The 17952-nt window shown below is 45.6% G+C and carries 13 protein-coding genes; all 13 read left to right on the plus strand.

Annotation, left to right across the window (positions count from 1 at the left end; all coding sequences use genetic code 11):
• The first annotated feature begins 17 nt into the window (after positions 1-17).
• The 13 genes from MZ182_RS02510 to tldD all read left to right on the plus strand — a co-directional run bounded on the left by MZ182_RS02510 (position 18) and on the right by tldD (position 17828).
• Positions 18-506 carry a type II secretion system protein gene (locus MZ182_RS02510; protein ID WP_011918577.1) on the plus strand — a complete coding sequence of 163 codons (489 nt, stop codon included), beginning with the start codon at positions 18-20 and terminating at the stop codon, positions 504-506.
• Complete coding sequence (locus tag MZ182_RS02515) at positions 496-1044, plus strand: type II secretion system protein (RefSeq protein WP_011790842.1); 549 nt, start codon at positions 496-498, stop codon at positions 1042-1044. Before MZ182_RS02510 ends, MZ182_RS02515 begins: the two co-directional genes overlap by 11 nt.
• A complete protein-coding gene (locus MZ182_RS02520) occupies positions 1044-1889 on the plus strand; it encodes a PilW family protein (protein ID WP_248069626.1) in 846 nt (281 codons plus the stop codon). Before MZ182_RS02515 ends, MZ182_RS02520 begins: the two co-directional genes overlap by 1 nt.
• On the plus strand, positions 1879-2367 hold the full coding sequence (locus tag MZ182_RS02525; RefSeq protein WP_014609759.1) for a hypothetical protein: 489 nt from the start codon (positions 1879-1881) through the stop codon (positions 2365-2367). Before MZ182_RS02520 ends, MZ182_RS02525 begins: the two co-directional genes overlap by 11 nt.
• A 7-nt stretch (positions 2368-2374) precedes the next feature.
• On the plus strand, positions 2375-6124 hold the full coding sequence (locus MZ182_RS02530) for a DUF6701 domain-containing protein (protein ID WP_248069624.1): 3750 nt from the start codon (positions 2375-2377) through the stop codon (positions 6122-6124).
• Positions 6125-6467: 343 nt separating this feature from the next.
• Positions 6468-7517, plus strand: coding sequence for a rod shape-determining protein (locus MZ182_RS02535; protein WP_011790838.1), 1050 nt, complete (start codon positions 6468-6470; stop codon positions 7515-7517).
• Between the two features lie 43 nt (positions 7518-7560).
• Positions 7561-8565, plus strand: a complete 1005-nt coding sequence (gene mreC / locus MZ182_RS02540) for a rod shape-determining protein MreC (protein WP_248069622.1) — start codon at positions 7561-7563, stop codon at positions 8563-8565.
• The gene (gene mreD, locus MZ182_RS02545; RefSeq protein WP_011790836.1) at positions 8565-9053 is read left to right on the plus strand and encodes a rod shape-determining protein MreD; all 489 of its coding nucleotides are present in this window, start codon (positions 8565-8567) and stop codon (positions 9051-9053) included. Before mreC ends, mreD begins: the two co-directional genes overlap by 1 nt.
• Positions 9054-9055: 2 nt before the next feature.
• On the plus strand, positions 9056-9652 hold the full coding sequence (locus MZ182_RS02550) for a Maf family protein (protein WP_248069613.1): 597 nt from the start codon (positions 9056-9058) through the stop codon (positions 9650-9652).
• 222 nt (positions 9653-9874) lie between these two features.
• Positions 9875-11341, plus strand: a complete 1467-nt coding sequence (rng, locus tag MZ182_RS02555; protein WP_014609762.1) for a ribonuclease G — start codon at positions 9875-9877, stop codon at positions 11339-11341.
• On the plus strand, positions 11341-15492 hold the full coding sequence (locus MZ182_RS02560) for a YhdP family protein (RefSeq protein WP_248069604.1): 4152 nt from the start codon (positions 11341-11343) through the stop codon (positions 15490-15492). The genes rng and MZ182_RS02560 overlap by 1 nt, the downstream gene beginning before the upstream one ends.
• The gene (locus MZ182_RS02565) at positions 15416-16246 is read left to right on the plus strand and encodes a carbon-nitrogen hydrolase family protein (RefSeq protein ID WP_248069603.1); all 831 of its coding nucleotides are present in this window, start codon (positions 15416-15418) and stop codon (positions 16244-16246) included. The genes MZ182_RS02560 and MZ182_RS02565 overlap by 77 nt, the downstream gene beginning before the upstream one ends.
• A 133-nt stretch (positions 16247-16379) precedes the next feature.
• Positions 16380-17828: a metalloprotease TldD gene (tldD, locus tag MZ182_RS02570; RefSeq protein WP_011790831.1), complete on the plus strand. Its 1449-nt coding sequence runs from the start codon at positions 16380-16382 to the stop codon at positions 17826-17828.
• Positions 17829-17952 lie beyond the last annotated feature (124 nt).

Here is a 17952-nt window from a genome sequence, read left to right on the forward strand (position 1 = left end):
AGAACCTAATATGGACAATGGCTAAATTTTCAATGGCAAAACAGGCGGGATTTACCTTAGTTGAGTTAGTCACAACGGTCATCTTGATTGGGATCCTTTCTGTGACCGTACTGCCGCGTCTGTTTACACAGTCATCCTATAGTGCTTTTAGCTTGCGTAATGAATTTATGGCAGAGCTGCGTCAAGTGCAACAAAGAGCATTAAACAATACCGATAGATGTTATCGGATCGCTGTCTCCAGTGTGGGTTATCAAGTGAGTCAATTTGCGACCCGTGATAATACAGGTTGCACGGGCGCGCCGCTTTCTCCAGAACCGCTATATACCCAAGCCTTTAAAGGTGGTGCTACGCTTGCGTTATCCAGTAGCAATGCCAGTAGTTTTAATATTGATTTTGATATTAATGGTAGACCCTCATTAGCTTGTAATGGTCACTGTATCAAAGTCATCGCCAACGATATTGTAAGCATCAATATCTCGAGCGAGGGATATATCTATGCCAACTAATCCTCGCTTATTCCTTCATAAAATATCGCCACACAAGGGCTTTACCTTAATTGAATTAGTGGTGGGCATGCTGGTGATTGCGATTGCTATCGTGATGCTTAGCAGTATGTTATTTCCCCAAGCGGATCGTGCAGCAAAAACCTTGCATAGGGTGCGAAGCGCCGAACTTGCCCATTCGGTCATGAATGAGATATGGGGTAAAAGATACGATCAAAATACCAATGCCAATGGCGGTGTGCCCGCCTGTGGGAGTCCTTTAGGGATGAGTTGTACCCCTGCCGATAAGTTAGGTAAAGATATCGTTTCTGGAATAGTGGAAAGCCGCAATAATTTTAATGATGTGGATGATTACCACGGTTTAAATGAAACCGCGACTATGCTTAACTCCAGCCAAACTTATACCGAGGCTTATCCTAACTATCGTTTAAGTGTCACTGTTGCTTATGGGGCCGTGCCCAATACCAAGTTAGTGACGATTAATGTGACAACGCCTGATAACGAAGTGATTACTTACAATATGGTGAGGAGTAATTACTGATGGCTTCACACTATGCTGTAAATAAAAAATTCGCGCGGGGATTTACCTTAGTCGAGATGGTTACTGTTATCTTGATTCTGGGTATTCTTGTGGTTGGGGTCAGTAGCTTTATTATTTTTGGCACGCGGATTTTTGTCGAGTCGAGCTCGGTCGATCAAGTGCTCAGTCAGAGCCGTTTTGTGGTCGAGCGAATGACGCGCGAATTACGCAGCTCAGTGCCTAATAGTGTGCGAGTGAATACGGATTCACTCACCTATCAATGTATTGAATTTGTACCTATCCAAGCCAGCACCTCCTATTTATCTATGCCAATATCGCCGAGCGCCACAGCTCTCTCGGGAACGGTGATTTTAGACGATGTGACCAGTAAGATTGCGGTTAACCAATATGCTTGGATTTATCCTTTGACTGATAGCGATGTGTATAACAGTGCGAGGCAAAAACGCGCTCAGATTAACACCATGGCGCCTTTGGGTAATCAGGTAACGCTGACGTTTACTGCGCCAGTACGTTTTGCTGAAGCATCACCACGGCAGCGAATCTATTTGGGTTCAAATCCTGTGAGTTATTGTTTTGAAAAAGAGCCAAGTGCTAATCAATTGCAGGTACGACGTTACGCGGGCTATGCCTTTACTGCCACTCAATCTAAACCGGGCGATCTGGGTTCAGGGGTGTTGATGGCGCAAAGTGTGGCAAATCGTTTGAACGATAGTAATGACTTACCAATGACATTAACCCCATCAAGTTTAGTTAATCATGCCATGGTGCATTTACAACCGCGGTTTAATGTTAATGGTGAGACATTCCAATATCGACATCAAGTGCAGGTGATCAATGTTCCATAATGTATCTCGTCAATTGACAGGTCATCACTCGATAATGCGAATGTTACCCAGAACATCGCGAGTAAGGTCGCAACGACCAGCCTTACCTACGCGGCAGCGGGGGAGTGCGTTGATCATTGGGATATTTGTTATCACTGTGATGTTTTTATTAGCGTCTGCGCTTATCAATATTGTGGAAGATGCGGATACTGGATTGACGCAAGAAGTGTGGGGGGCTCGTGCCTTAGCCGCGGCCAATAGCGGTGCTGATGCCGCATTAGCACAGTTATTTCCACTAAACGGTAGTGTCGGTGTTTGTTTGGCAAGCAGTTCTTGGACGCCACCGAATGTAGTCGGTTTCCATGCTTGCCGTGTTGAACTCAGTTGTAAAGCATATGCCGTAGACACTGTCACCCAATATCGAATAAATAGTAAAGCGGTATGTGAGAGTGGTGAGATTCGCGTCAGCCGACAAGTTGAGGTAGAAGCCCGTGGTTAGATTTTTGATGATATTAAACTTGGCACTACGTTATCAAACTCATTATATGCGTGGCTTATTGTCTAACTTGCTGCTTATATTTTTTATTCTTACCTCATCGCCAACTTATGCCGCAATTGATTGCAATAGTGTATTTCCGGGGCCAATACAGAGTTTTAGTAGTACCGGCGAACTCTATATGCAAAGTGGTGCGCTCATTGAAAATGTGAATAAAGTAGATGTCTGCTTTAAACAGGTAAGGGGTTATGAGTATGAGATGAACGCTTTAGCTTGCGGTATTGGTAAGTGTGAAATAACAGGTATACCAAGTTTAGCAAGAGCGGCCCCCACTTTTGTTACGAGTTCTGTGACAAGTAGTTATGTCGTAGCAAATAATACTACTTCAACCGTAGAGCTTGGCACTACAGCGGGTTACGGTCAAAAATTTAATAACAGTCGTTGGGATATAGGTGCTTTAACGATTAATACAGGTGGTAATGTTACCGTATCAGATACCTATTCAACGTATGTTATAAAAGATCTGACGTTTTATAATGCAGCGACTATGACTTTAAAACCAGGTAAAACTTATATTATTGATGGTGATCTGAATCTTAATTCAGGTACTTTAAATATTGTCGGGTCAGGTGATACGAAATTGTATATTAAAGGTAGTTTCATTATCGATGGAGTATCGCAACTTACAGGATTGAGCACATTAGATGTTTATATTCAGAATGATTTATTAGTTAGAGGTAGTGCTAAAGTTCAAGGGAGTTATTATGTTGCTGGTAACGCAACATTACAAGAAACCACAGTCCTAACTGGCCGTCTCAGTGCTAAAAATGTAACCCTTCAAAGCAGTAGTAAGGTGGTTTATGATGCCGGTGCACCTGTCTTACAATGCTTTAATGATGATTTCTCCCAAAGTGCATTAAGCAGTGATTGGGTTGTTTCCCGTAGCAGTGGCAGTTTTATCCCTTCAATCGTGGGTGGCCGCATGCGTTTAACGCAAGCGAGTCAGAAACAATCAACGGCATCCACTTATCAAAGACTTTTCCCCGCCGCTGAAAACTTAGTCGAAATCCAGTTTGATCATTATGCCTACGGTGGTGCGACCAATAATGGTGCCGATGGTATTGCCGTGGTGTTATCTGATGCCGCGATTACACCGCAGCCAGGTGCCTTTGGTGGACCTTTAGGTTATGGCTTTAAACCTGGTATTAATGGATTTGCGGGTGGCTGGCTTGGGGTTGGTATTGATGAGTTTGGGAACTTCTCCGGTGAAGGTGGCAATGGCAATGTTGGCCAGCGGCGTCAGTCGGTTGCAGTGCGTGGCTCAGGTGCTGGCACATCTGGGTATAATTATTTACATGGCACCTGTAATGATGGCAAGACCAATACCAGTGGTAGCTGTTTATCTCCAACCGTCGATAAAAACAACGTAACCCCAGCACACAGATATAAAATAACCATTGATTCGCAGTCTGCGGGCCAGTCGATGGTGAAGATTGAGCGTAATACAGGCTCAGGTTTTGTCACCTTAATATCTTCTTTCAATGCTGCGGCTCAGACGGGGCAAGCAACCATTCCGAAGGATTTTTTATTGTCATTAACGGGATCGACGGGGGATTACTATAATAACCATGAAATTGATAATGTTCAGATTTGCGCATTAAAGTCGAATCCAATTACCACACAGATCGATCATTTTGAATTTGATCATACGGGTCAGGGACTCACCTGTAATCCCGAGACTGTGACCATTAGAGCCTGTGCCAATACGAGTTGTAGTCAACTCTTTACCGAACCGCTAACGGCAACATTATTGCCTGAGTCTACAGCCGAGGGTGTGTGGGTTGGCGGTAACCAAGTGAGTTTTAGTGGTGGTACTGCGCAATTACAACTACGGCGCAATACTGCTGGCGTTGTGACCTTAGGTGTAAAAGGGTCCAGTCCAACAACTAGGCCCTTAAGCAAGACCTTATGCCGTATTGGTGCTGGTGCATTAAGTGAAAATAATTGTTCGCTGACCTTTGCCGATAGCGGTTTTATTTTTGATGTACCTGATAAATTAGCTAATAAACCGGTTGAGGTGTTGGTCAAAGCGGTTAAAAAGTCGGATGTCACACAGCAGTGTATTCCGAGTTTCCAGAATCAGGCTAAGAGCCTTAGTTTTTGGAGTCAGTATGTGGAGCCTAGTGCGCCAATCACACCTAAGGCTGTCACTATTAATAGCACAGCAATCAGTACTACGAGCGCCGTACCTACTGCATTGAGCCTGGGCTTTGATATTAATGGGCAGGCAAAAATCACGGTCAATTACCCCGATGCGGGCAAATTACAGCTCAATGCGAAATATACAGGCACGGGCGATGAGCAAGGTTTATTGATGATAGGCTCAGATCAGTTTGTCAATGTCCCTGTAGGTTTATGTGTTACCCCAGAAGACAACGGTGCCTTGTGTCCCGCGGGAAATGAGAGCTGTTCTGTGTATAAAAAAGCGGGTGAGAGTTTTAATTTGCAGATTGTTGCTAAAGCATGGGTTGTTGATAACGACGGCAATTATTGCGATAACCCTAGTACGCCCAATTATGTCCAATCTGGTATCGCGTTATCCAGCCAACTGGTGGCGCCAAGTTCCGGTGTACAGGGGGCAGTAGGCGTAGCCAGTTACGATCAAGAGGGCAAGATAAATAATCTTAATACAGTGGCTCAAAGCATAAGTGAAGTGGGGGTATTTACCTTTAGTGCTGCGCCGCCATCGAGTTACTTAGGATCGAGTTTTTACTCAATACCACTCGCAAAGAGTGCCAACATAGGCCGATTTGTCCCCGACCACTTTGAAGTGACCACATCGAGTGTGGTGCCTGCGTGTAGTAGTACCTATAGCTTTAGCTATATGGATCAGCCTTTTGATGTAGCATTTAATCTTGAGGCGCGAAATGTCGCTGGAGTTGTGACACAGAATTATCACGGTAGTTTTGCCAAAGCGACGGGGCTGCTGGTGGGAGAAAATAATGATGATGGTAATGATATGCAGCTACGCTTAGATGACGTTGCTGTACCCTTGAAATCGAGTTCGTGGACAGCTGGTGAGGCGAGCATAGATTATCAACCTCATTTTTCCCGCCTCCCCGCTTTAATTGGTGGTGAAGTCGATGGTCCCTATGAGCAAATGTTGTTGGGAGTTAAAGTATTTGATAATGATGGGAATGTTAGTTCAGTTGCATCGCCAAATATGAATGCTGCCACCCTTGGCGACTGCAGTGCGGGTACTAGTTGTGATGCTGTTATATTATCCGCTATCCAGCAGAGATATCGCCATGGTCGAGTGGTAATGGACAACACTTACGGCCCAGAGACTGAAACATTAAGTATGCCTGTTCGGGCCGAGTATTGGAATGGCACGAATTGGGTGTTAAATGGGGATGATAGCTGCACTATCGCCACTTATGGCTTAGGTTCGCAGGTTGATAATGCTGGTCTTGGCTATCACTTTGACCCAAATTTAGCCACAGGACAAAGTGTTGTGCGCTCCGGTGGCACATCAACATTCCAATCTGGCCAATTTGAGTTGCTGTGGCGAGCCGTGGCGACAAGTGGCCCGCTTTACCGAGGACAAGTGACCGCACCTTTAGATGTACCCGCTTGGCTAGAATGGTATTGGAATTGGAACGGGGTTTCACCTACTAGCTTATCCGAACCCCGCGCCAGTGCATTTTTTGGTCGTTACCGTGGGCATGACAGGATCATCTACTGGCGAGAGGTTAATTAATTAGTTTTAGTAATCTATCCCGCTAAATTAAGTTGTAACTTTAGTGGTAAATCGTTAGGCGACTTATTTTTGAGCCTTGGCTTAAATGTCTACGTTCGGCTTTAAATGCAAAAATGACGTTTGGCATGTGTTGCTAGTTTGTATTGCTTTTTACTTTTCACTGCTCAAACTTTAACCTGTAAAGCGTATTTTTCGGCTAAATACTGTTTTTAAGCTGTATATTTGAAAAAAAATCACGCCATTAGCGATTGTTAACCTCAATGGTCTTGTGGAATCAAGGTGGCATTGATAAAGTTAGCTGATTTTTCTTTTCTTCTGACTCCACAGAATACAGGCTAGTTACATGTTCAAGAAGCTGCGTGGCATTTTTTCTAATGATCTATCGATCGATTTGGGTACAGCTAACACATTAATTTATGTTCGTGACGAAGGCATAGTCCTCAATGAGCCTTCTGTTGTTGCTATACGTGGTGAGCGTAACAGCTCTGGTCAGAAATCTGTTGCCGCTGTCGGCACAGAGGCTAAACAAATGTTAGGCCGAACACCCGGTAACATCCAAGCTATCCGTCCAATGAAAGACGGTGTTATTGCTGACTTTTATGTGACTGAAAAAATGCTGCAGCACTTTATCAAACAAGTGCACAACAATAGCTTTTTTCGTCCAAGCCCGCGCGTTTTAGTCTGTGTGCCCGTGGGGGCAACTCAGGTTGAACGTCGTGCTATCCGTGAATCGGCCATGGGGGCTGGTGCTCGCGAAGTGTATTTAATTGAAGAGCCAATGGCTGCTGCGATTGGTGCGGGTTTACCTGTCTCTGAAGCAACAGGTTCTATGGTAGTGGATATTGGTGGTGGTACCACTGAAGTCGCTATTATTTCATTGAACGGTGTCGTGTATTCTTCTTCAGTGCGTATTGGTGGCGATAAGTTTGATGATGCCATTATCAACTATGTGCGCCGTAATTATGGCAGCTTAATTGGTGAAGCAACGGCTGAGCGTATTAAGCACACAATTGGTACGGCTTATCCTGGGGATGAAGTGTTAGAGATTGAGGTACGTGGTCGTAACTTGGCTGAAGGTGTGCCGCGTAGCTTTATACTCAACAGCAATGAAATTTTAGAAGCGCTGCAAGAGCCATTATCGGGTATTGTTAGCGCGGTGATGGTGGCATTAGAGCAGTCTCCACCTGAGTTAGCCTCAGATATTTCTGAGCGTGGCATGGTATTAACGGGCGGTGGCGCACTGTTGCGTGATTTAGACCGTTTATTAATGCAAGAAACGGGTATACCTGTAATGGTTGCGGACGATCCACTAACGTGTGTTGCACGCGGCGGTGGTAAAGCCCTCGAAATGATTGATATGCACGGCGGCGATCTGTTCTCCGAAGAAACTTAATTTAACTTCGGTATGGGGCGGCTAATCACCGCCCTAGCTTTCTATGAAGCCAATTTTTGTTCGTGGTATTTCTAACCAATTTCGTTTAACACTGGCAATTATTTTGTCGGTGATTTTGCTCGTGGCTAATCATCGTCTCGAACCTGCGCGTCAATCCCTTTCATCTGTATTAAGCCCTGTGCAATATCTCGCCAGTTTTCCCGGGGCCCTACTCGATTGGTCATCCGAGAGTTTTGCAACGCGTAATATGCTGGCGTTACAGAATAAAGAGCTATTAAGACAGCAATTACTAATGAGCGAGCGTTTGCAGCGTTTTGAACATTTGCGCCAAGAGAATGAGCGTTTACGCGCCTTGCTTGGGTCTCCTGCGTATCAGGATTCTCGCAAAATGGTGGCAGAAGTGCTCGAGGTCGCTAGCGATCCCTCCCATCATTATGTTGTGTTAAATCACGGAGCGCGCAGTGGCGTGTTCGTCGGGCAACCCGTTGTTGATGCACAAGGGGTTGTGGGGCAGGTGGTGCAAATTAGCGAGATGACCAGTCGTGTATTGCTGCTTTCTGATGTCTCCCATGGTTTACCTGTGCGTATTACCCGCAACGATGTGCGCTTAATCGCCAATGGTACGGGTGAAAATGATGAGATTGAATTGCGCCATGTGGCTAAAAGTATCGATGTGCGTGTTGGTGATTTATTAGTGACTTCTGGCCTTGGTAATCGTTTTCCCGAAGGGTATCCCGTTGCTCGGGTCATGGAAGTCCTGACGGAGGATGGCCAAAGCTATGCCCGTGTTACCGCTCAACCACTGGCAGCCCTTGATCGTATTCGTTATTTATTATTGATTTGGCCATCACCAGATTCAGGTGTGACTTTGCCGCATCAAATGCCAGTACCTGCTGCGGATCAGCCTGAAGAGGCTAAGCCGGATCCCAATACGATAAATAGTGCACCCAATACCCAAGGTTCGGCAAACACGCCACAAGGGGCTGCAACTAATGTGAATGCTACAACGGGCGCTGTGACCACTCCACCGCCAGCAGAGGTGCATTAATGAGTTTACAAGCTGCCAATGGTCGACTCATCGTCTGGTTGACGCTGTTTATCGGATTGCTAAGCCAAATTATGCCTTTACCTTCGGTGGTTGAAGCTTGGCGCCCTGACTGGCTGTTAATGGTGGTTATGTATTGGTCTATTGCCTTGCCACACAGATACAATATTTTAACTGCTTGGGTTTTAGGTTTGGCCCTCGATATTCTGTTGGGAGCAACCTTGGGTGTGCGCTCATTAGCGATGTCATTGGTGATCTATATTGCGATTTTGCATTGCCAACGGTTGCGTAATTTCCCAAAATGGCAGCAAACCTTAGTAGTGGCGCTGCTAATTGCCCTTTACCACTTAGTCGTTTACTGGGTAGAGTTTGTGATGGATGAAGCGACATTTAATGCGGATTTGTTTCTACCTGCAATTTCTGGGCTAGTGATTTGGCCTTGGATTTTTTGGATTTTACGTCGTGTTCGACGTCATTATAAGGTTCGCTAACGGTGAATTTAGTTCTCGCTTCTACCTCTCCACGTCGCAAAGAATTATTGGCAAATATTGGCTTAGGGCGTACAGATTTTAGTTTTACTCAAGTCGCCCCAGATATTGATGAAACCCCTTTAAATGATGAGACTCCAAGGGATTATGTACAACGTCTCGCCGCTGAAAAAGCGCAAGCAGGGCTTGCATTATGCCTTGGCATGTCACAGCCTGCTGTATTAGGTTCTGATACTATCGTTGTGCTTGAAAACGCAATATTAGGAAAACCCGTTGACGAACAGGATGCAAAACGTGTGTTGCGGGCATTATCTGGCAAAACACACACAGTAATGACAGCGGTGGCGATAACCTATGGTGATGTCGACAACCCTACAACATCAGTGCGTTTGGTTGAAACCCAAGTACGATTTTGTACGCTAAGTGATGCTGATATCGATGCCTATGTTGCCTCAAAGGAACCCATGGATAAAGCAGGTAGTTATGGTATTCAGGGGTTAGGCGGCTGTTTTGTTGAGTCGATTGAAGGCAGTTATTCCTGCGTGGTTGGCTTACCTTTAGTTGAAACGTGTGCATTATTAGCTGAGGTTGGATTCGGTTAATCTTATCCCTGTTGCGAGGTTTAAAGGATTTAAAACGGAACCTTATCGATGTTGATAACCTCTTACTACCAAGTTTTAGTCCGTGAACTTACGGTGTTGGTCGTAGTTGGAGTATCGGTTTCAGGCTGAGAGACGCTATAACTTCAATTATTTAATCTAATTTCCCGAATGGGGTGAGTCGTGAATACCAGTCGCTTAAATCAAAATAAAATACAGCGCAAGATGGGTTCAGAATTACTGATCAACGTAACCCCATCCGAGGCTCGCGTCGCTTTAGTTGAACACGGTGTATTGCAAGAAGTGCATATTGAACGCCGTATGAAACGGGGATTAGTCGGCAATATTTATAAAGGTAAAATCAGCCGCGTGTTACCTGGCATGCAAGCGGCTTTTGTTGATATAGGTTTAGATAAAGCTGCATTTCTTCATGCTTCTGACATAGTGCCACACACTGAGTGCGTTGCCGATGTTGAAAAAGGCCACTTCGTTGTCCGTGATATCGCTGAATTAGTCCGCCAAGGGCAAGATATTATGGTGCAAGTAGTTAAAGATCCCTTGGGTACTAAGGGAGCGCGTTTAACAACTGATATCACGCTGCCTTCCCGTTATTTAGTCTTTATGCCTGGCTCTAGCCATGTTGGGGTTTCCCAACGTATTGAGCTTGAGGAAGAGCGCAGCCGTTTAAAGAAAATCACACTTCCTTATGTGGATGAAGATGGCGGATTTATTATTCGCACGGCTGCCGAAGGCGTTGGAGAAGATGAGCTTGCCCAAGATGCGGCGTTTTTACGCCGAGTTTGGTCTAAGGTCAGCGAGCGACGACAACGCCGTGGCGTGGCGCTTTTATACCAAGATTTAGCGTTGCCAGTGCGTATTGTGCGTGATTTTGTTGGCACTGAACTGGATCGTATTCAGGTCGATTCACGCCGCACCTTTGATGAGTTGCAAACCTTCGCTCAAGAATTTATGCCTGAAATTGCTGAGAAAATTGAGCATTATTCAGGCCCGGCACCTATTTTTGATCTCTACGATGTTGAAAATGAAATTCAGCGCGCGCTGGGGCGTAAAGTTGAGTTAAAGTCGGGCGGTTATCTGATCATCGATCAAACCGAAGCCATGACGACCGTCGACATCAACACTGGTGCCTTTGTGGGTCATCGTAATCTCGAAGAAACCATCTTTAATACCAATCTCGAAGCGACCCAAGCCATTGCAAGACAACTGCGCCTACGCAATCTAGGCGGCATCATTATTATCGACTTTATCGATATGCTTAATGAAGAGCATAAAACACGTGTGCTTAATAGTTTAAATAGTGCTTTAGCCAAGGACCGCGTTAAAACGAATGTCAGTGGGTTTTCTGGTTTAGGGCTGGTCGAGATGACGCGTAAACGCACTCGCGAGAGTTTAGAGCATGTGGTTTGTAGCGAGTGTCCAGCTTGTCATGGCACTGGGAGTATGAAGACAGTTGAAACTGTCTCCTATGAAATATTCCGAGAAATTATTCGATTAAATCGTGCATACGATGCCGATGAGTTTTTGCTGTATTGTTCTCCTGCGGTATATCAAAGTTTGAGTGGCGAAGAAAGTCATCTGATCGCTGAGCTTGAAGTTTATATTAGTAAACGTATTCGCCTGCAAAATGAGCCTATGTACTCACAGCACAAATACGATGTGGTGATGATGTAGTGGCTGCGTTTGTTACCGTTAAATCAGTGAGCCGTTTTTGCTGGCAGCTTCTAGCAGTTGTCTTGGTGTTGTTTGCACTGGCTGTTAGCTTGATCCGTGGATTATTACCTCAGGTCGATGAAGTGCGTCAACAGCTCGTTGATTATATAAAAAATGAATATCATCTCGATGTTCAAGTGGGGGAATTATCGGCTCAATGGCAAGCCTTTGGACCCGCACTGACCATTGAAAACCTGATTATCCCACCCCAACATAAAGTACCAGTAACAGTATTGGTCAAGAATATCCAAATTAAGCTGGATTTTTGGCAATCCTTATTGAAAACCAGCCCGCGTATTGAGGATGTCAATTTTGATGGGATCAGACTCGCCCTCGATATCGATAAGCTCATCGAAGATTCGTCGGTGACGACACAAAGTAACGTCTATCAGACCGATTGGTTGTACAAATTACTCCTAAAACAGCTTGAGCGTTTTTCTCTCACAGATGTTTCGGTACAGTTGTTAAGTCAGCAGCATGAATATCGCCCCATTCATATTCGGCATTTAAATTGGCGTAATAATGGTGATAGCCATCGCGGTGCGGGTCAAGTTTATCTCGATAATCACGCCTCTATGCACGAGTCATTACAATTACAACTCGATATTAAGGGCGATGGCGCTACCCCTGATAGCCTCACAGGTCAAATCTATCTAGCGGCTCAATCCTTGGATTTAGGAGAGTGGGCGTCGCGTCAATCTCATCCAGATGAGCCTAGCGAGAAACTCCCTTTGGAAGGTGTTATCAATCTCAAAGCTTGGCTTACTTTTGCTCAGCGGAGTATCCATTCGGGGATGATCCACTTTGAACCGAGTTGGCTTGAATGGGCAATAGGGGACAAACCACAAAAATTTGAGATCAACTCGGGCAGCATTACGTGGTTACCGACAGCCTCTGGTTGGGAGGTTAATAGCACGGATCTGGATTTTATAACCAATGGCGAGGCTTGGCCTGAGTTGACATTGGCGCTTAAACAGCAGGGTGATGAGTTATTTGGCTATGCAAGTCAACTTGAGTTACAAACTTTATTTCCATTATTGCCCTTATTTCCCAGCGTTGATTTAGCTGCTTTAAAACAGTGGTATCAATTGGCTCCAGAGGGCGGAATTGGCCCTATCCGCGTATACCATAAAAAAGGTGAACCTTGGCTTGCCAACACGGATATTAAACAGCTTCATTGGCGGATGGATGAGGGTGTTCCTAATGCTAACCCATTGGATGCTCATCTGCAGTGGCAGGATAAAACCCTCGTCTTTTCATTGCCAGAGCAAGCTTATACCCTGAACTTTGGCGATGAGTTTCCTGCCCCCTTAGTGCTTAATGGTGCAGCCATTGTTGGGCAATTCGATACTGAATCTTTAACCTTAAGTGTGCCGCAAATTCGGTTTGATAATGATGATATAGCGCTCGATGCAGCCGTTAAATTGGACTTCAGTGCCGCAGTATTGATGTCGCTTGCCGCCAATGTGGAGGTAAAAAATGCTGCCAATGCGGATAAATATTTTCCCGTAAAAGCCATGGGCGAGTCTTTAGCTAAATACCTTGATGATGCGATAAAAGCTGGGCATAGCCAAAATGCACAGGTGTTATGGCAAGGAGCATTGGCGAATTTTCCCTTTGATGATAATAGTGGGGTTTTTCAAGCAGCCTTTACGTTGCAGGATGCGCAATTCCAATTTCAACCCGATTGGCCAGCGGTCACGGATCTTTCCCTCGACGCCCTATTTGAAAATGCTCGTATGGATATTTGGGTTAATCAAGGAAAGTTAATGGATGTTATCGCTGATGGCGCCCATGTATTTATTCCTGAATTGGGTGAATATTCATTACTAAAAATTCAAGCAGAGCTGGCGACCCAAGGTCGTGCCGCGACTCAAGTTTTACAGGCATCTCCCCTTGCAGACTCCGTAGGTAAAACACTCAACGTTGTGCAAGTTCAAGGCGCTGTGACAGGAAACTTAGATATCAGTATTCCCTTATATGAGGGCGAAGATGAAGACATTCGAGGCCAAATTAGTTTTGATAATACGCCTGTGTATATTGCGCAACCTGGGATTCTGCTTAATGGCGTGACAGGTATAATCAATTTTACAAATCAAGTGATTACAGGCAAAGGCATCAAAGCCCGCTTGTTTGAACAGCCGCTCAGTTTTACCTTTGACACTCAGCCCAAAGGTAAAGATTTTGCCCTTAATCTTCAGTTGAAAAGTCGCTGGGATCTCAACCGTCTTCCCGATGAATTACATCATCCTTTGAGTGATTTCTATCAGGGGAAAATCAGTTGGGATGGTGCAATGGATATGCTCTTTACTGAGCAAGGTTATCAAATCCAAGCCAAAGTGACATCCGATATGCTGGGGACGCAACTGTCATTCCCCGGATATTTTGCTAAGCCAGAAGATGAACCGCGATCTTTAGTTGCGGAGTTTATTGGCGATCAAAATGATGCGATCTTAGACGTAAAGCTTGCCAGTCATGCCGAGTTTGTCGGTGGGTTTACAGCCGATAATGGTACTCGCTTTAGTTACTTTGATTTGTTATTGGGGCGTTTATTCGATGAGGATGAGGCCAAAAATACAGAGCAAGGTCATATCCAAATTGATCTTGGCAAAGCCAAATTAGCTGAATGGTTACCAGTGATTAATGCTTTTGTTGGGCAAGAAAAAATGCCTAAAACGGGGATTTTAGTTGATGAGATCCCACATAAAAACGTATTTCCCGCGGTAGCAAGTATCGATTCTCATATTGGTCGTCTCGATCTATTGGGGCAACAACTGACAGAGCTTAGGCTTAATGCGAAACCTAATGAAACGGGATGGCGCTTCAATGCCAACGCCAATGAATTCGAAGGTTGGATAGATTTCTATCCAAACTGGATGACGCAGGGGCTTAAAATTGCTGCAAGCAAATTCTATTTTGCTCCTGAGTTAAAAAATGATGCAGAAGCCGATTTTGGCGCGGAACAAGTCCTTACTAACTTGCCACCCGTTGCCGTAAATGTGGAAGATTTCCATGTTTTTGATAAACCCTTTGGCAAATTAGTGCTGCAGGCTAGTCCACAACCATCGGGATATCAGATCCAGACATTGTCTTTGGCTACACCCAATGTAACCCTAAAAGGGAGTGGGATATGGCAACAGCAGGATGGGAAAAATAAAACAGAGTTGAGCATGATGTTAAATGCGACCCAGTTTAATCATTTGACCGAGCAATTAGGGATTGATCCTGGCGTTAATGAGGCGCCACTCAAGGTTAATGCTGACTTATCGTGGGAGGGCGCGCCCTATGCATTTTCCCTTGAAAGCTTAAACGGCAAAGTAAACTTTGCTTTGGGTAAAGGTCATTTATCCCAAGTGAGTGATAAGGGGGCGCGAATATTTTCACTTTTCAGCTTAGATTCCCTCGTGCGTAAGCTATCGTTAGATTTTAGCGATGTTTTTGGGCAAGGCATGTATTTCAATTCCTTTACCGGAAACCTGCAAATTGATAATGGGGTGGTGAAAACCACTGATACCGAAATGGATGCGATTGCCGGCAATATGAAGGTGCGAGGATACACGGATCTCACCACTGAAAGTTTAAATTACGATATTCGTTTTGTGCCGCAATTGGCCTCGAGTGTGCCGACAGTGGTATTGCTCAGCACCAGTGCGTGGACATTGGGACTGGGCGCATTTGCCCTGACCAAAGTGCTTGAGCCTGTGATTGAGGTGATTTCAGAAATTCGTTTTAGGGTAACGGGGACTATGGCTGAGCCTGTGGTCGAAGAATTAGAGCGTAAGAGTAAAGAGATTGAAATTCCAGAGTCTATTTTGCCCATTATTGGCGCTGGCGATAAAGCCATGCCGACCGAGGGTAACAATGAACAACATACCCCGAAGCTAGGCCCAAAGGCTTCGGAGGACATGAAACTTGGCGAACCTCTGCCTCAAGGCTCTCAGCCTGATACGATGCCGCCCGAGCCAGCCATCAAGCCTATCGAACCTACCAATAGCCAAGACGTTAAACCGATTAAGCAAAATCAGGGAGATAACAATGCACATCAGCCTGTTGCAATGTCAGAGCAGTCGCGACGTCAGCGCCAATCTGCTGTTTATCGAATCGCAGCTTAACGAACTCAAACGGGATGCCGATGCGCCCCACTTAGTGGTATTACCCGAATGCAGCTTACTGTTTGGTGGCCATGAAAGTCAGCAACTTGCCTATGCGGGCGATGCTCATCAGAACCCACTCAAATCGGCGTTAAGTGCACTGGCCGCCAAGTATCGGGTGTTTATGGTCGCGGGAACTATTCCGGCGTTGGCTGAGGATGGTCGTGTTTATAGTCGCTGTTATCTGTTTGATGATAAAGGTGATACTTTAGGGCATTACGATAAACTACACCTTTTTGATGTGGATGTTGCCGACGGTACAAAGCAATATCGCGAGAGCGAAACCTTCTGCCCTGGCGATCATATAACTGTTATCGATACACCTTTTGGCAAAATAGGCCTAGCTATCTGTTATGATTTACGTTTTCCCGACTTGTTTAGGGCGATGCGTCTTGCGAGTGCCGAGATTATTACAGTCCCTTCGGCCTTTACTAAAGTGACGGGGGAGGCCCATTGGCAAGTATTGCTACAGGCAAGAGCCATTGAAACCCAATGCGTTATTCTCGCTGCGGCGCAATGGGGAGCCCATAATGAAGGTAGCCGCGAAACTTGGGGGCAGAGCATGATAGTCGGTCCTTGGGGAAATATTTTGGCTGAGCTTAAAACGGGTACGGGTTGGGTGCAGGCCGAGGTCGACTTAACCGAACTGCACAGTATTCGCAGTAAAATGCCCGTCATGCAGCATAATCGTTTCCGTGAACCATGTTTGAAATAATGCGCCAATAGCCAGCAGACGAGTTGAAATGCTGAATTTACGCTTGAGTCGATACGCAGCATTAACACATAGAATGAGTACACCGAGTTTACACTCAGAATATCAAGATCCTTTGGGATCAAAGAGAGCATAGATGCCATTTTTAGCACAAGTAGAGCAAAGTTTATTAAAGAATGGGTTAGCGTTAGATGGCTTGCAAAGCTATTTGAACACCATACATCAGCACAATATCGATTATTCCGATCTCTATTTTCAAGGCAGTCGCCACGAGTCTTGGGTGCTGGAAGACGGCATCATCAAAGACGGTAGTTTTCATATTGAGCGCGGTGTGGGCGTGCGGGCTATTAGCGGTGAAAAAACCGGTTTTGCCTATGCCGACGATATCACTCCTGCTGCCTTAAGCGCTGCAGTACAGGCTGCCCGAGGTATTGCCAGTGCGGGTGAGCAAACTCAAGTGCAAGCCTTTAAACGCCAAAAAGCATTAGCGCTATATGATAGCTTAGATCCCATAGCGGCGATGGAAGAAGTCAAAAAAATCAACCTGCTAAAAGAGGCTGATGCCTTTATTCGCAGTCTCGATAGCCGGATTATCCAAGTGGTGGTTAGCCTTGCCGGCGTGCACGAAGAAATCCTTATTGCTGCGAGCGATGGTACGTTGGCGGCCGATATTCGCCCCTTAGTGCGCTTTAATTGCAGTGTGATTTTAGAAGAAAACGGTAAACGTGAACGTGGCGGTGCAGGGGGCGGTGGACGCCATGACTACGGTGTTTTAATGGCAAATGATGACACAGGTTTACCTATGTGTTTTGCCTTTGCCCGCGAAGCCGTGCGCCAAGCGCAGGTTAACCTTAACGCCATCGATGCACCAGCGGGTGAAATGCCAGTGGTATTGGGTAATGGCTGGCCCGGTGTCTTGCTCCACGAAGCGGTTGGACATGGTTTAGAAGGTGACTTTAACCGTAAGGGCAGCAGTGCCTTTAGCGGCAAGGTTGGCCAGCAAGTCGCGTCTAAATTAGTGACTGTGGTCGACGATGGTACCTTGCCTAATCGTCGTGGTTCACTGAGTATCGACGATGAAGGTGTACAAACCCAAAGAACCGTATTGATTGAAGACGGTATTTTAAAGGGCTACATCCAAGACAAACTCAATGCGCGTTTAATGGGCGTTGCGCCAACGGGTAACGGCCGCCGTGAATCCTACGCGCATTTGCCTATGCCACGTATGACTAACACTTATATGACGGCCGGTGAGTCAGATCCCAGTGAGATTATTAAGTCAGTGAAGAAGGGCATTTACGCCCCTAACTTTGGCGGTGGTCAAGTTGATATCACTTCGGGTAAGTTTGTGTTCTCAGCCTCTGAAGCCTATTTGATTGAAAATGGTGAAGTGACTCAAGCCATTAAAGGCGCGACTTTAATCGGTAACGGCCCAGAAGCCATGAGCCAAATTTCGATGGTGGGGAATGATATGGCACTGGATAGAGGCGTTGGCGTTTGTGGTAAAGATGGTCAAAGTGTACCTGTAGGTGTCGGCCAACCGACCTTGAAGTTAGATCGCTTAACAGTGGGGGGGACAGCATAAGATCTAGAATCTAGAATCTAGAACCTAGAACCTAGGCTTAACGCCACACTTAAGGAGGCGAGTTCTAGCCGCTTTCCACCATGAATGTTATCATCCGCAAACTAAATTAGAGTAACAACTCTAG

Source organism: Shewanella sp. JNE2 (assembly GCF_023159115.1).
In the GTDB taxonomy this organism is placed as follows: domain Bacteria; phylum Pseudomonadota; class Gammaproteobacteria; order Enterobacterales; family Shewanellaceae; genus Shewanella; species Shewanella putrefaciens.

Excerpts from the sequence above, each read along its gene's own strand:
- mreC (WP_248069622.1), top strand. The coding sequence starts at position 7,561 with ATGAAGCCAATTTTTGTTCGTGGTATTTCTAACCAATTTCGTTTAACA.
- rng (WP_014609762.1), top strand. The coding sequence starts at position 9,875 with ATGGGTTCAGAATTACTGATCAACGTAACCCCATCCGAGGCTCGCGTC.
- MZ182_RS02530 (WP_248069624.1), top strand. The coding sequence starts at position 2,375 with ATGATATTAAACTTGGCACTACGTTATCAAACTCATTATATGCGTGGC.
- MZ182_RS02525 (WP_014609759.1), top strand. The coding sequence starts at position 1,879 with ATGTTCCATAATGTATCTCGTCAATTGACAGGTCATCACTCGATAATG.
- MZ182_RS02565 (WP_248069603.1), top strand. The coding sequence starts at position 15,416 with ATGCACATCAGCCTGTTGCAATGTCAGAGCAGTCGCGACGTCAGCGCC.
- tldD (WP_011790831.1), top strand. The coding sequence starts at position 16,380 with ATGCCATTTTTAGCACAAGTAGAGCAAAGTTTATTAAAGAATGGGTTA.
- MZ182_RS02535 (WP_011790838.1), top strand. The coding sequence starts at position 6,468 with ATGTTCAAGAAGCTGCGTGGCATTTTTTCTAATGATCTATCGATCGAT.
- mreD (WP_011790836.1), top strand. The coding sequence starts at position 8,565 with ATGAGTTTACAAGCTGCCAATGGTCGACTCATCGTCTGGTTGACGCTG.
- MZ182_RS02515 (WP_011790842.1), top strand. The coding sequence starts at position 496 with ATGCCAACTAATCCTCGCTTATTCCTTCATAAAATATCGCCACACAAG.
- MZ182_RS02520 (WP_248069626.1), top strand. The coding sequence starts at position 1,044 with ATGGCTTCACACTATGCTGTAAATAAAAAATTCGCGCGGGGATTTACC.
- MZ182_RS02510 (WP_011918577.1), top strand. The coding sequence starts at position 18 with ATGGCTAAATTTTCAATGGCAAAACAGGCGGGATTTACCTTAGTTGAG.